At 60.7% G+C, this 13330-nt stretch carries 12 protein-coding genes and 1 pseudogene; 2 read left to right on the top strand and 11 right to left on the bottom strand.

The window, feature by feature from the left end:
- The 9 genes and pseudogenes from B472_RS04615 to B472_RS04575 all read right to left on the bottom strand — a co-directional run bounded on the left by B472_RS04615 (position 1) and on the right by B472_RS04575 (position 9291).
- The gene (locus tag B472_RS04615; RefSeq protein ID WP_019425791.1) at positions 1–792 is read right to left on the bottom strand and encodes a hypothetical protein; all 792 of its coding nucleotides are present in this window, start codon (positions 790–792) and stop codon (positions 1–3) included.
- Positions 792–2414, bottom strand: a complete 1623-nt coding sequence (locus tag B472_RS04610; RefSeq protein WP_019425790.1) for a gamma-glutamyltransferase family protein — start codon at positions 2412–2414, stop codon at positions 792–794. The genes B472_RS04615 and B472_RS04610 overlap by 1 nt, the downstream gene beginning before the upstream one ends.
- Before the next feature lies 1 nt (position 2415).
- Positions 2416–3390: a tripartite tricarboxylate transporter substrate binding protein gene (locus B472_RS04605; protein ID WP_026039309.1), complete on the bottom strand. Its 975-nt coding sequence runs from the start codon at positions 3388–3390 to the stop codon at positions 2416–2418.
- Between the two features lie 167 nt (positions 3391–3557).
- Positions 3558–5069, bottom strand: a pseudogene (locus B472_RS04600) (tripartite tricarboxylate transporter permease).
- Between the two features lie 13 nt (positions 5070–5082).
- A complete protein-coding gene (locus tag B472_RS04595; protein ID WP_019425786.1) occupies positions 5083–5571 on the bottom strand; it encodes a tripartite tricarboxylate transporter TctB family protein in 489 nt (162 codons plus the stop codon).
- A 141-nt stretch (positions 5572–5712) separates the two neighbouring features.
- A complete protein-coding gene (locus tag B472_RS04590; protein ID WP_019425785.1) occupies positions 5713–6483 on the bottom strand; it encodes a hypothetical protein in 771 nt (256 codons plus the stop codon).
- 11 nt (positions 6484–6494) lie between these two features.
- A complete protein-coding gene (locus B472_RS04585; protein ID WP_019425784.1) occupies positions 6495–7319 on the bottom strand; it encodes a TatD family hydrolase in 825 nt (274 codons plus the stop codon).
- A gap of 15 nt (positions 7320–7334) precedes the next feature.
- A complete protein-coding gene (lolD, locus tag B472_RS04580; RefSeq protein WP_019425783.1) occupies positions 7335–8030 on the bottom strand; it encodes a lipoprotein-releasing ABC transporter ATP-binding protein LolD in 696 nt (231 codons plus the stop codon).
- The gene (locus tag B472_RS04575) at positions 8023–9291 is read right to left on the bottom strand and encodes a lipoprotein-releasing ABC transporter permease subunit (protein WP_019425782.1); all 1269 of its coding nucleotides are present in this window, start codon (positions 9289–9291) and stop codon (positions 8023–8025) included. Before B472_RS04575 ends, lolD begins: the two co-directional genes overlap by 8 nt.
- Positions 9292–9340: 49 nt before the next feature.
- Between B472_RS04575 and B472_RS04570 the strand changes: the two genes are divergently transcribed.
- Positions 9341–10309 (top strand): hypothetical protein, encoded by a 969-nt coding sequence (locus B472_RS04570; protein WP_019425781.1) that lies wholly within the window; start codon positions 9341–9343, stop codon positions 10307–10309.
- A 7-nt stretch (positions 10310–10316) separates the two neighbouring features.
- Positions 10317–12026 (top strand): single-stranded-DNA-specific exonuclease RecJ, encoded by a 1710-nt coding sequence (recJ, locus tag B472_RS04565; RefSeq protein ID WP_019425780.1) that lies wholly within the window; start codon positions 10317–10319, stop codon positions 12024–12026.
- 3 nt (positions 12027–12029) lie between these two features.
- Here the strand turns inward: recJ and coaD are convergent, their stop codons facing one another.
- Both coaD and rsmD read right to left on the bottom strand, forming a co-directional pair.
- The gene (gene coaD / locus B472_RS04560) at positions 12030–12560 is read right to left on the bottom strand and encodes a pantetheine-phosphate adenylyltransferase (protein WP_019425779.1); all 531 of its coding nucleotides are present in this window, start codon (positions 12558–12560) and stop codon (positions 12030–12032) included.
- A complete protein-coding gene (rsmD, locus tag B472_RS04555; protein WP_019425778.1) occupies positions 12557–13276 on the bottom strand; it encodes a 16S rRNA (guanine(966)-N(2))-methyltransferase RsmD in 720 nt (239 codons plus the stop codon). The genes coaD and rsmD overlap by 4 nt, the downstream gene beginning before the upstream one ends.
- Positions 13277–13330: the final 54 nt, after the last annotated feature.

Here is a 13330-nt window from a genome sequence, read left to right as displayed (position 1 = left end):
TCAGCGACCGATCCGGGCTTTCACCCAAGCGAGCAACTCATCTGCAGACACTTCGGGGGTATTGGCATGATTGGCACGCACCACCAAATAGCGGCTGTCAGCGTGCGCTGGCAACTTTTGATAAATCTCGGTCGAGCCCGAACCATGCAAAGGGTCCAAGGTGCCAATGGCCCAAAAAACCGGCACCGGCTTGCGGGAAGCCGCAGCGCTCAATCCCATATTTCCCCAGCCTTGGGGGTTGAAATAACTCCACAACGATGCGGCGGAGGTTTTGACCAAGCGGCGTTGACCTTGGTTGATGTCGGTCATCTCGACCTGGGTATCGCCTTTGCCAGATTTGACCCACTGGCGAGCAGCATCCACACTGCGGCGCACATCAGAAATTTGGTAAAAAACTTCGGGCACATGACCGGGTGCCAAAGGCAGTATGGCGTCCGCATCGCCCACTTGCGCCATGTAAGCCAAGGATGCATTGGCACCAAAACTCTGCCCCCCCACGGCCACCCACTGCACACCGGCTTTACGGAGTTCGGCCACAGCCTCGCGAATTTGTGTCAAAGCGTCGGCATAGGGCTGGTCATACAAGCGTTGGCGTGACCAAGGCATCTCCAGCAGCTTGACCTGACAATGGGGTTCGAGTTTTTGAACCACGGGTTTGAGGTAAGGCGACTGAGGCATCCCCCACTTGCCGTGCATGAGCACCACGCCGCATGACAGGGGCTGCGCGGCGGCTGCGGCACAGGCCATGGTGCCCATGCCCACCATGGCGAAGTGCAGCAGCCAACGGCGCATCAAAAGCCCACCGCCTGCCCATCACGGCGTGGATCGCTGGCCACCTGGTAACCCTGCACCGCCGGATCGCCCATGCGCCAGATGAACTGGCCCGCGCCAAAGTCTTGGTAAGAGTCGTTGATGATGTCCAGCTGGTGGCCGCGTGCGATCAGCTCTTGCACCGTTTGGGCGTTCATGGCGGCTTCGACGTTGATGTTCAAGCCCGTGTTGTAGCGCCAGCGCGGTGCATCGCACGCGGCTTGCGGGTTCTGGCCGTAATCCAGCATGCGCACCAGGGTTTGCATGTGGCCTTGGGGCTGCATGTTGCCGCCCATCACGCCATAGCTCATCACAGGTTGGCCGTCTTTGGTGACAAAGGCCGGAATGATGGTCTGGAAGGGGCGCTTGCCCGGCAGCACCAAATTGGCGGGGTTTTGGCCCTGCAAATCGGTGCTGAAACCGTGGCCCCGGTTTTGCATGCTGATGCCATAAGTGGGCTCGACCACGCCCGAACCAAAGCCCATGTAGTTGCTCTGGATGAAGCTGATCATCATGCCGTTTTCGTCGGCGGCGGTCAGGTAAATCGTGCCGCCCTTGACCGGATTGCCCGCTTTGAAGTTTTGCGCCTTTTTCATGTCGATCAGTTTGGCGCGGCTGGCGAGATAAGCCGGGTCCAGCATTTGCTCGGGTGGCAATTCCATGTAGCGCGGATCGGCCACGTAGCGGTACAGGTCGGCAAAGGCCAGTTTCATGGCTTCGATTTGCAGATGCTGCGAATCGGCACTGTCCACTTTGTGGCTCGCCAGGTCGAAGTTGGACAGGATGCCCAAGGCGATGAGTGCAGCGATGCCCTGCCCGTTGGGCGGGATCTCGTGCAGGGTGTAGCCCCGGTAGTCTTGCGCCATGGGCTTGACCCACTCGGGCTTGAAATCGGCCAGGTCTTTGGCGGTGATGCTGCCGCCGTTGTCCTTGGCAAACTTTTCAATCGCATGCGCGATCTCGCCGCCATACAAGGCCTGGCCTTTGGTGGCCGCGATGGCTTTGAGGCCCCGCGCCGCGTTTTTGAATTGGAACAGCTCGCCCACCTGAGGCGCTCGGCCCCAGGGCAAAAAGCTTTGTGCAAAGCCCGGTTGTGATTGCAACTCGGGCGTGGCGGCGGCCCACTTTTGCTGCACCACCACCGGAATCAGATAACCGCGCTCGGCCACCTCGATGGCGGGCTCCAGCAAATCTGCAAAGGGCAGTTTGCCAAAGCGGTCACTCAGCGCCACCCAACCTGCCACGGCACCCGGCACGGTGACCGAGTCAAAGCCGCGCTTGGGGGGTGTTTTGGTCTCAGCACCGTATTTGCGGTGAAAGTACTCGGGCGTCCAAGTCGCGGGGGCCGGGCCAGACGAATTGAGGCCGTGCAGCTCTTTGCCATCCCACAAAATGGCGAATGCATCCGAGCCCAAACCGCAGCTGACCGGCTCGGTCAGGGTGATGACGGCGGCGGCGGCAATGGCAGCATCCACCGCGTTGCCGCCCTTGAGCATCATGCGCAAACCGGCTTGCGCGGCCAAAGGGTGTGAGGTCGAGACCACATTGCGCGCAAACAGCGGCAAGCGGGTGCTGGTGTAGGGGAACTGGTAATCGAAATTCATGTCAATCCAAGGTGATCTTGCGTTCGGTGATGATCTTTTTCCACTTGGCCGATTCGCTGGCCAACATGGTGGTGAACTGGGCGGGTGTGCCGCCTATCGGCTCAATGCCAAAGCGCAACAATTTGTCCATCACTTCAGGGTCTTTGAGCACCTGGTTGGCCGCGGTGTTGATGCGGCTGACCACCTCGGCAGGCAGATTTTTGGGGCCAAAGAAGCCAAACCAGGTGTTGGACTCGTAGCCGGGCAAAACATCGGCGATGGCCGGGATGCCCGGTGCGAGCGCCGTGGGTTTGAGGGTGGTCACGCCCAGGGCACGCAAGCGGCCATCGCGCACATGCGGCATGCCGGTGGGCAAGCTGTCAAACAGCACGTCCACTTTGCCGGAAATCAGGTCGGGGATGGCCAGCGCCGTGCCCTTGTAGGGGATGTGCACCACGAACACATCGGCCTGTGCCTTGAAGAGCTCGGCCGACAACTGCACGATGGTGCCGTTGCCGCTCGAAGCGTAGTTCAGGCGGCCGGGGTTTTTCTTGGCGTAGTCAACCCACTCCTTCACGGTTTTGGCAGGCGAGTTGTTGGGCACCAGCATGATGCTGGGTGCGTTGCCCAAATGGGCAATGGGCGTGAAGTCGCGCACCGCGTCGTAAGGCATGCGCGGGTTCAGGTTGGGGCCAATCGAGTGCGTGCTGGAGGTGGACAAGAGCAGCGTGTAGCCATCGGGGCTGGCCTTGGCAGCCAGGTCGGCGCCCAAAGTGCCGCCGGCACCTGGGCGGTTTTCCACCACCAAAGTTTGGCCGAGTTTTTCGCTGATCTTTTGCGACAAAGTGCGGGCAAACAAGTCGGTGGCGCCGCCTGCTGGAAAAGGGACGATCAAGCGCACGGGCTTGGTGGGGTAGGTCTGAGCCTGGGCCAGTCCCAAGCTGGCCACAGCCAAAGTGGCGGCGCACAGGCCACGCAGGAGATGTCGTTTTTTCATGGTGATGTTCCGGTCGATGACTGACGCAGCCATATGGGAAATGATTTTCTCAGAGGCCATTTGCGCGCGCTGAACCCAAGTGACAAGACCATGGTCTGCACCTGCATGATGCGCACCAAAGACAACGGCCTCCGAAGAGGCCGTTGTAGCTTAAGTGCAAAGAAACATCAGTCTTCGACGAAAGCCTCTTCGCGCTTGGACTTGATCGATGGCAAGGTCACAATGATCAACAGCAGCAAGGCGACCGCCAACAAGCTGGCGGACAAAGGACGGGTCACAAAGACGCTCCAGTCACCCCGCGAGAGCAGCATGGCGCGGCGCAGGTTTTCTTCCATCATCGGGCCCAAGATGAAGCCCAGCAGCAAAGGTGCTGGCTCCATGCCCAGTTTGATGAAGACGTAACCAATCACGCCAAACATGGCCACCATCCAGATGTCCCAGGTGTTGTTGTTGGTCGAGTAAACGCCAATAGCACAGAACAACACAATGGCGGGGAACAACCAACGGTAAGGCACCGACAGCAACTTGATCCAAATGCCAATCAAGGGCAAGTTCAAGATGATGAGCATGGCATTGCCGAGCCACATCGACGCGATCAGGCCCCAGAACAACTCGGGGTTGCTGGTCATGACCTGAGGGCCAGGCTGGATGTTGTGAATGGTCATCGCACCCACCATCAAAGCCATCACCGCATTGGGCGGAATGCCCAGGGTCAGCAAAGGAATGAACGAGGTTTGCGAAGCGGCATTGTTGGCCGATTCAGGCGCTGCCACACCACGGATGTTGCCTTGACCAAAGGGCACTTCACCCTCTTTGATTTTGGTTTTCTTCTCGATGGTGTAAGCCGCAAAAGCCGCCAGCAAGGCACCGCCACCGGGCAAGATACCCAGCGCCGAGCCCAAAGCGGTACCGCGCAAAACGGCTGGCACCATGCGTTTGAAATCTTCTGCCGTGGGCATCAAGCCGGTAACCTTGGCGGTAAAGACTTCACGGTCTTCCGCGGGCTTGGACAAGTTGGAGATGATTTCGCCGTAGCCAAACACGCCCATGGCAATCACGATGAAGCCCACGCCGTCGGTCAACTCAGGGATGTCAAAGCTGTAGCGCGCCACACCGGAGTTCACATCGGTACCGATCAGGCCCATCAGCAGGCCCAAAACGATCATGCCGACCGCCTTGATCAAAGAGCCCGAAGCCAAAACAACGGCGCCGATCAAACCCAAGACCATCAGAGAGAAATACTCGGCAGGGCCGAACTTGAAAGCCACTTCAGTCAAGGGCGCAGCAAAAGCCGCCAAGATCAAGGTGCCCACTCAACCTGCAAAGAACGAACCCATGCCGGCAGCGGCCAGGGCTGGACCCGCACGGCCTTTGCGGGCCATTTGGTAACCGTCAATCATGGTCACCACAGAGGACGCTTCGCCCGGGAGGTTCACCAAAATGGCGGTGGTGGAGCCGCCGTACTGCGCGCCGTAATAAATACCGGCCAGCATGATCAAGGCCGCAATGGGTGGCAACGCATAAGTGGCAGGCAAGAGCATGGCGATGGTGGCCACGGGGCCCACGCCAGGCAACACACCAATCAAGGTGCCCAACAAGCAACCGATGAAAGCGTAAATCAGGTTTTGGAAGGTGAACGCCACCCCAAAACCGAGCGCGAGATTGTCAAACAAGTCCATGAATTATTTCTCCTCAACCGGTGATGAAGGTGGGCCAAACTGGGAACTGCAGCTTCAAGAGCAACACGAACGCGCAGTAGCAACCGATGGACAAAATGGTGGCCAAGATGGCCACTTCCTTGACCTTGTAGGTGTCACCCGCCAAGCTCACCACAAAGGTGGTGCCAAAGATGGCCACAACCAAACCCATGGCCGGTACACCCCAACTGGGCAAACCGCCGAGCAAAATGCCAAACAGCACGTTGCCCGCAATGATGAAGACCAAGGGCTTCCAGGCCCATGAACCAATCTTGTCGCCATCGGGTGTTTTGACGACCATGGCCTTGAACATGATGTAAAGACCGATGAGGGCCAAAATCACGCCCAACAGCAAGGGGAAGAAGCCGGGGCCCATGCGTGCACTGGTGCCGATTTTGTAACCGGTGGCACCGATGGCAAACGCACCGCCGACGCAGGCGTACAGCAGTCCGGAGAAAAAGTCTTTTTGACTCTTGATGATCACGATAGCGCTCCTCTGATTTGAGTTGGCGCAATTCTGCGGGAATCCACTTGCCAAAGTGATGTGGGTTACACCTATGTCCCGGGGGTGACCGGCCTATGGTTTACCCTGATATTCAGGGCCTTGTAAAGCCCAAAAACCACTTTAACGGGTCAAGGGTTTGAAAACTTGGGGCCATTTCGCGGCTGGCCAGCCCCACTTTTCTTCAATCGCAGAGGCCGCTTGCTGGAGGGCCTCTCGGGATGGGCGGCTGGGCGTGCGTTGTGCCAACACGATGGCATTGCCCTCGCGGGTGGGCTTGAAGGCCCAGATGGCGTCTTCGCCAAACGCTGCAGAAATTTTGGCCAAACTCTCGGCATAGCTCGAAGAGCGGCCGAACAAGTTGACGGTCATGATCCCTTGTGGGGTCAGCAATTCGCGGCAGTGGCGGTAAAAATCCAACGAATCCAAAACAGGTGCAGCGGCCTCATCGTCGTACAGGTCGACCTGAAGCGCATCCACCGTACCCAGCCACTCTGGCTTTTGAATTTCAAGCGACGCATCGGCCAGCACCACACGCAAAGACGCGTCGTCAGGCGGCAAGCGAAACCATCCTCGGCAAGCATGCAGCACGCCCGGGTTCAATTCCACGGCCGTGCAGGTCATCTTGAGTTTTTTGTAACAAAACTTGGTGATGGTGCCTGCGCCCAAGCCCAGCTGCATGGCGTGTGCGCCCTTGACTTCGCTGGGAGGCATGAACAAGAGCCAGCCGAACATGCGCTGCACATATTCCAGTTCAATGTCGTAGGGTCGGTCCAAAAACATCGAGCCCTGAATCCATTCGGTGCCCAGGTGCAGGTAACGGATGGCGCCGTCTTCTGAGAAATTGACTTCGGGCAATTTGATGTTGGCAGCAGAGGATTTTTTTCGGGTCATGGCGCGAGATGTTACAGACCGGCCAACTTGGGCAAGGCACGGCGGGCATTACCGCAGGAGGCCACCGCCAAGTCGGCCAGCGACAGGTCGCGCAAGTCGGCAAGTACTTGCGCGATGCGGGGCAACTCGGCCGGGCTGTTGCGCCCCTGTGTTGCACCCAGCGCCCGCTGCTCGGCGGTTTGGTAAAGCCATTGCGGCGGAATGTCGGGTGCATCGGTCTCCAGCACCAAAGCGCTCAAAGGCAGCTCGCAGGCCAAGCGGCGCAGCTGCAATGAGCGCTCATAGGTGAGCGTGCCGCCAAAGCCCAGCGCAAAGCCCCTGTCCACAAAGGCCTGCGCCTGTTGCGTGCTGCCATTGAACGCATGCGCAATGCCAGAAACCACCGGGCACTGGCGCAAGCCTTTGAGCAACCAATCGGCCGAGCGCCGCACATGCAAGATGACGGGCAAACCGTGTTTTTGCGCGAGCCCGAGTTGCCCCCTGTAAAACAACCACTGGCGTTGGCGCATGGGCGGCGTACAAAGCTCGGGCACAAAAAAGTCCAAACCGATCTCACCCACGGCCACCAAGCGCGGATCGCCGCTGCGCTCGGACAAAGCGTGGTCCAGCGCCAGCAGATCCGATTCTTGCGCTTGTGGCACATACAGGGGGTGGATGCCCAAGGCGTAAGCGTCGCCATGCCGCTGGGCCAATTGCGCCACTTGGGGCCAGTGGGCCGCGTGCACAGAGGGGATCACGCAGCGCGTCACGCCGGCACGTTGGGCCGCTTCGCGGACCGGATCGCGGTCGGCGGCAAACTCGGCCGCGTCCAGGTGGCAGTGCGTGTCGATCCACATGGAGGCTTTGAAGAATCAGACGGGCGCTTGCAAAACACCCTTGACCAGGTGCAACTGCCGGTCGCAGCGAGCGGCCAATGCCGGGTCATGCGTGACCACCACAAAGGCGGTTCCGCGCTCTCGGGCCAGTTGCAGCATCAAGGCAAATACGCCGTCAGCCGTTTCGCGGTCCAAGTTGCCTGTAGGCTCGTCGGCCAAGACGCAGGCCGGGTCGTTGACCAAAGCGCGGGCCAAGGCCACGCGCTGGCGCTCGCCACCCGACAATTCCGATGGGCGGTGGTGCAGGCGCTCACCCAGGCCCACGCGCTGCAGCCAGCCGGTGGCCAAGGCGGCAGCTTCGGCACGGTCCTGCCGGCGAATCCACAGCGGCATGGCCACGTTGTCGAGTGCGCTGAACTCGGGCAGCAAATGGTGAAACTGGTAAACAAAGCCCAAATAGCGGTTGCGCCACTGGCCTTGCTCGGTCGCGCTCAGGGCCGACAACAACTGGCCCTTGAGCTGTACCGAGCCTTGTGTGGGCGCATCCAGCCCGCCCAGCAAATGCAGCAAGGTGCTTTTGCCCGAACCCGAAGCGCCCACGATGGCGAGCGTCTCGCCCGAGTGCACCGTCAAGTCCACGCCTTGCAAAACGGTCACGTCCAAACGGCCTTCGGTGAAGCGCTTGGTCAGACCCTGAGCCTGAAGCACCACCGTGCTTTGGGTGTCATTCATAGCGCAGCGCCTCTGCTGGGTTGACTTGGCTGGCACGCCAACTGGGGTAGAGCGTGGCCACAAAAGCCAGCACCAAGGAGATGATGGCGACCGGCCAGATGTCACTGGCCAGGGGCTCGCTCGGCATGCGGCTGATGAGGTAGATGTCACGCGGCAAAAAGCTGGCGTTAAAGAGTGTCTCCAGCGCGGGCACGATCACGTCGATGTTGAAGGCCACCAAAAGGCCCAGCAACAAACCGCTCATCGTGCCAATCACACCCACGGTGGCACCTTGCACAACAAAAATGCCCATGATGCTGCGCGGACTGGCCCCCAGCGTTCGCAAGATCGCGATGTCGGCCCGTTTGTCCGTCACCGTCATCACCAAGGTACTGACCAAATTGAAAGCGGCCACGGCCACGATGAGGGTGAGGATGATGAACATCATGCGTTTTTCGACCTGAACAGCCGCAAACCAAGTTTTGTTTTGCTGCGTCCAGTCGCGCACAAAAAAGCCTGGTCCCAAATCCAGTTGAAGGTCACGCGCCACCTCACGCGCTTGGTGCAAATCGCGCAGCTTCAGACGAACGCCGCTGGGGCCTTCCAACCGGAACATCCGAACAGCGTCCTCGACGTGCATCAAGGCCAAGGCAGAATCGTATTCGTAGTGTCCCGAAGAAAAAGTACCCACAACGCCCATTTGCTTCATGCGCGGCACCACGCCCGCAGGCGTGACCTGGCCGGACGGCGAGACGAGTGTCACCGGATCGCCACTTTGCAAGCCCATGTTGTTGGCCAAATCGCGGCCCAGCACCAGGCTGAATTCGCCGGGCAGCAGGCGCTGGAGCACCCCCACCTGTGTGTCGATCGACAAATCACTGACCTCGGGCTCCAGCGCAGGGTCTATGCCGCGCACCAGCACACCTTTCATGTCCTCGCCGCGCGCCAGCAAGGCCTGCGCGGTCACAAAAGGTGCGGCGCCCAGCACTTGGGGGTGCGCTTTCAGGCGCTTCAGCAATGCAGGCATATCGGCAACCGCAGCGGCATCCACCGCGTAAACCTCGATGTGCGACACCACACCGAGCATGCGGTCGCGCACTTCTTTTTGGAAGCCGTTCATCACGCTCAGCACAATGATGAGCGCCGCCACACCCAGGCCAATGCCCATCATGGACACCCCCGAAATGAAGGAAATGAAGCCATTGCGCCGAGTGGCGCGGCCTGCACGCGTGTAGCGCCAGCCGAGCGCCAGCTCGTAGGGAATGTTTTTGATCCAAGACATAGCCCCATATTGTGCAGTGCGGACTGAGCAACTGCGACAATCCACGCCCATGCACCTGATCCTTCCTTATGCGGCCAGCCACGCCCTCACCGGCCCTGAGGTCTTCGCCGGTTTAGAGCTGCCCCAATTGCAAGCCCTGCTCGGTCGGCTACAGCACCAACAAACCTTGCTGGACGCCGATACCCACATGGCCCTGCACATGCCGCATGAGCGGCTGCGGGCTCAAACCCTGGGTTGGGCGCACGATGCCCTCTCCTTGCCTTGGGCAGCTTGGCAAAACAAGCCATCTTCCCAAGACAGCCTCCCCGGTCAAGTCGACCCCGTACCCCAAGCTTGGATGACGCCCTGCCACTGGCAAATCGGCATGGACCAAGTGGTCATGGCCGACCCAGAGCATTTGCACCTGTCGGACGAAGAATCCCAGCAATTGCTGCAGGCCATGCAAGCGTTTTTATTGGAAGACGGCTTGCAAGTGACTTGGCAAAGCGCTTTGCAATGGCACGTTCAGGGCGCGCTGTTGACCGATCTGCCCACCGTTTCGTTGGACCGCGTGATCGGCCAAAATGTCAAAAATTGGATGCCAGACCATCCGGCCACAAGGCCGTTTCAGCGCCTGCAAAGCGAAATGCAGATGCTGCTTTACAACCACCCGGTGAACGACGCACGCGAGGCCCGCAGACAGCACACCGTGAACGCGTTCTGGTTGCATGGCGCTGGCGTCTTGCGTGGCCAATTCAACTCGGCGACCCCAGCCGTGAAGATGCCAGACACCCTGCGCAGCAGTGCCTTGAGGGGGGATGTGCAGGCTTGGCGCCAAGCTTGGCAACACCTGGATGCCACGGCCGTGGCCGATGCCTTACAACACCTGCAGACCACCGGTCAAATCACCCTCAGTTTGTGCAGCGAACACGCGGCCCACACCTACACTGCTGCCCCTGCCGCTTGGCACCAAAAAATCACCCGGCTGTTCAACAAACCTTCCCCTGCTGCGGCACTTCAAGCCCTCATCACCAACTGACCGCCCCATGAATTTGCTCACCCGAGATGTGCCCCCCCGCAGCGCCTGGGCGCTGGAACAAGCGGGCATCCACCCCTTGCTGGCCCGCTTGTATGCCGCCCGTGGCGTGCAATCCAAAGACGAACTCGACGACGCGCTGAACCTGCTGCTGCCTCCGGCCGGCATGATGGGCACCCTGGAGGCGGCCAAGCTCTTGGCCGATGCCATCGCGCAAAACAAGCGCTTGTGCATCGTGGCCGATTACGACTGCGATGGCGCGACCGCCTGCGCCGTCGGCGTGCGCGGTCTGCGCATGCTGGGCGCCCAGAACGTGCGCTATCTGGTGCCCGACCGGGTAGTGGACGGTTACGGCCTGACACCGCCGATTGCCGAGCGGGTGCACGCACAAGGGGCTGATGTGTTGATCACGGTGGACAACGGCATCGCCAGCGTGGCGGGCGTGCAAGCCGCACAAGCCCTGGGCCTGCAGGTGCTGGTCACCGACCACCATTTGCCGGGCAGCGAACTGCCCACGGCCGACGTCATCGTCAACCCCAACCAGCCCGGATGCAGTTTCACCAGCAAATCCATCGCCGGTGTGGGCGTGATGTTTTACGTGTTGCTGGCCCTGCGTGCCGAGCTGCGCCAGCGCGGTATTTTTGATGCCAGCAACCAACCGCGGCTAGACGCCCTGCTGCCGCTGGTGGCTTTGGGCACCGTGGCCGACGTGGTCAAGCTCGATGCCAACAACCGCCGCCTGGTGGCGCAAGGTCTGCGCCGCGTGCGTGCGGGTGCCCTGCCCCCGGGCATGTCGGCGCTGATGCGGGCCGCCAGCCGCGAAACCGCCAAAGCCACCACCTTTGACTTCGGCTTTGCTTTGGGGCCACGCATCAACGCCGCGGGCCGTCTGGCCGACATGACGCTGGGCATCGAGTGCCTGCTGACCGACGATGCGGGCCGCGCCGACGAGCTGGCCAAGCAGCTGGACGCGATCAACCGCGAACGCCGCGTGATCGAGGGCGACATGCGCGAGATGGCGATGGAGATGGCCGAGTCGCTGTTTGACGAGGGCGACGAGCCGCCGCCCGCCATTTGCGTGTTCGACCCGGACTTCCACGAAGGCGTGGTGGGCATCGTGGCCTCGCGCATCAAGGACAAGCTGCACCGCCCCACTTTTGTGTTCGCGGCCAGCAGCGCGCCGGGCAAGGAGCACGAACTCAAGGGTTCAGGCCGCTCGATCGCAGGTTTTCATTTGCGCGACGCGCTCGATCTGGTGGCCAAGCGCGCCCCAGGCGTTTTGCTGCGCTTTGGCGGGCATGCCATGGCAGCGGGCTGCACCATTGCCGAAGAGCATCTGGATGTGTTCGAGGAGACGCTGAACCAAGTGGCCCTGGAATGGCTGGATGCGGCCACGCTGCAGCGCAGACTGGAAACCGATGGGCCACTGCCCGCAGAATACCGCCGGGTGGACCTGGTGGACATGCTGCACCACGAAGTCTGGGGCCAAGGCTTTGCGCCACCGGTGTTTTGCGAAGAGATCGAGATCGTGTCGCAACGCTTGGTGGGCGAAAAACACCTGTCCCTCAAGATGAAACACCAAGGCCAGCCGGTGGACGGCATCTGGTTTGGCCGCACCGAGCCGCTGCCTGCAAGGGTGAAACTGGCTTACCGCTTGGACGCCGATGAGTGGCAAGGGCAAAAGCGGGTGCGCTTTTTGGTGGAAGGCGCCGAGGTTTAAAGCTCAATGCTTGGTCGCGACTTTGCCCTGCAAGGCATTCAGCACGGGGGCGGACACCAGACCGGATACATCGCCGCCGAGTTTGGCGATTTCGCGTACCAAGGTGCTGCTGATGTGCTGCACATGCGCGCTGGTGTGCAAGAACACTGTGTCCACCTCTGGGGCCAGATGGCGGTTCATGCCGGACATTTGCGTTTCGTAGTCGTAATCGGTCACCGAGCGCAGGCCACGCACAATGACCTGGGCGTTTTGTGCGCGCACAAATTCCACGATCAGGCCATCAAAAGGCAGGGCCGTGACATTGGGACAATCGGCCAATGCGGCTTGCGCCAAGGCCACACGCTCGTCCAGGGTGAACACCGTTTTTTTGTGGTGCGCCACGGCCACCGCGATGATGACTTGGTCAAACATCTTGGCGGCGCGGCGGATCGCGTCTTCATGGCCCAGGGTCAAGGGGTCAAAGGTGCCGGAATAAACAGCAATCACGGCAGCATGGTCTTCATGGTGCGTGCCAGAGGGGGCAGATCGGCTCATGGCGTTTCTCCTTCAGGTGTGTGCGTGGCGGGCATGGCGCTTGTGACGGGCACGGTTGGCAAAGGCTCCAGGCTGGTGCGTTGCAGCAAATGCGCATGGACTGCACCCGCTTTGAGGTGGCGCTCACACTGCAAACCCAAAACCCCCAGGGCCTCGGCAGGCCAAGCCACCGGGGCTTCCAGGTAAATCCAGCCGCCCACGGGCACAGCACGGGCTGCAGCTTTCAGGGCGGGCTCAAAGCAGGGGCCATCAAAAGGCGGGTCGATGAAAACCAGGTCCACACTTGCGGTGGGCAAGCGCAGCAAGGCGGCGACACCATCGCCGCGCTGCACGCTGACCCTACTGGCTTGGAGGCGGGTGGCGTTGTTTTGCAAATCGCGCGCCAACACAGCGTCTTGCTCAACCAGCAGCACATGGGCCGCTCCGCGCGATGCGGCCTCTAGGCCCAGCACGCCCGTACCGGCAAACGCATCGACACAACGCCAGTCCGTCAGGTCTTGGCCCAGCCAGTTGAACAGGGTTTCACGCACGCGATCGGGTGTGGGGCGCAAGCCCGGTTTATCGATCACTTTCAGTCGGGTGCGCCGCCACTGCCCGCCGATGATGCGGATCTCGTGCGAGGACGGGCCTTTGGGCACCGGGTTTTGGGGCTTTTTGGCGGCAGCGTGGCGGGCCGCACCGCTGAGGGCTGGACGCTTGGAAGGGGCTGATGGCATAGCTTGTGAGTGTAAAGGCCCCGGTCAGGAGCCCCAAAAACACAGAATCGACTG

The sequence above is a fragment of the Limnohabitans sp. Rim28 genome (assembly GCF_000293865.2).
Lineage (GTDB): Bacteria > Pseudomonadota > Gammaproteobacteria > Burkholderiales > Burkholderiaceae_C > Limnohabitans_A.
The sequence above is the reverse complement of the archived record's forward strand: the minus strand, read 5'-3'. Positions and strand labels throughout refer to the sequence as shown.

Excerpts from the sequence above, each read along its gene's own strand:
- B472_RS04570 (WP_019425781.1), top strand. The coding sequence starts at position 9,341 with ATGCACCTGATCCTTCCTTATGCGGCCAGCCACGCCCTCACCGGCCCT.
- B472_RS04605 (WP_026039309.1), bottom strand. The coding sequence starts at position 3,390 with ATGAAAAAACGACATCTCCTGCGTGGCCTGTGCGCCGCCACTTTGGCT.
- B472_RS04610 (WP_019425790.1), bottom strand. The coding sequence starts at position 2,414 with ATGAATTTCGATTACCAGTTCCCCTACACCAGCACCCGCTTGCCGCTG.
- rsmD (WP_019425778.1), bottom strand. The coding sequence starts at position 13,276 with ATGCCATCAGCCCCTTCCAAGCGTCCAGCCCTCAGCGGTGCGGCCCGC.
- coaD (WP_019425779.1), bottom strand. The coding sequence starts at position 12,560 with ATGAGCCGATCTGCCCCCTCTGGCACGCACCATGAAGACCATGCTGCC.
- B472_RS04585 (WP_019425784.1), bottom strand. The coding sequence starts at position 7,319 with ATGTGGATCGACACGCACTGCCACCTGGACGCGGCCGAGTTTGCCGCC.
- B472_RS04575 (WP_019425782.1), bottom strand. The coding sequence starts at position 9,291 with ATGTCTTGGATCAAAAACATTCCCTACGAGCTGGCGCTCGGCTGGCGC.
- recJ (WP_019425780.1), top strand. The coding sequence starts at position 10,317 with ATGAATTTGCTCACCCGAGATGTGCCCCCCCGCAGCGCCTGGGCGCTG.
- B472_RS04590 (WP_019425785.1), bottom strand. The coding sequence starts at position 6,483 with ATGACCCGAAAAAAATCCTCTGCTGCCAACATCAAATTGCCCGAAGTC.
- B472_RS04615 (WP_019425791.1), bottom strand. The coding sequence starts at position 792 with ATGCGCCGTTGGCTGCTGCACTTCGCCATGGTGGGCATGGGCACCATG.
- lolD (WP_019425783.1), bottom strand. The coding sequence starts at position 8,030 with ATGAATGACACCCAAAGCACGGTGGTGCTTCAGGCTCAGGGTCTGACC.